Source organism: Klebsiella sp. K47, assembly GCF_051858335.1.
In the GTDB taxonomy this organism is placed as follows: Bacteria; Pseudomonadota; Gammaproteobacteria; order Enterobacterales; family Enterobacteriaceae; genus Klebsiella; species Klebsiella pneumoniae.
The window spans coordinates 1-217 of the sequence record NZ_JBPYUI010000509.1 but is presented as its reverse complement, the minus strand read 5'-3'; the positions used below and the strand labels follow the sequence as shown (position 1 = coordinate 217).

Below are 217 nucleotides of genomic sequence, written 5' to 3'. Positions count from 1 at the left end.
CACGTTCCACACCAGGATAGTGCGCGTCCAACCATGCACGGCACTGCGCCAAAGTTTGCTGATGCGCATAAATTTGTTTAATACTGTCTTTACGCGTGTTTTCAGACACAAGAAACTGGTGATGAATACGCAATTCAACTTCACCAATCACATTTAAGTTTGAGGCTTTAAAGCAATCTAAAGTATGGTTGACCACACCTTCTGATGAGTTTTCTAC

General features: G+C 42.4%; 1 protein-coding gene. It reads right to left on the bottom strand.

Features of this window, described 5'->3' with window-relative positions:
• A partial coding sequence (locus tag RRF55_RS29000) for a prephenate dehydratase domain-containing protein (RefSeq protein WP_439419449.1) occupies nucleotides 1-217 on the bottom strand: 217 nt, incomplete at both ends.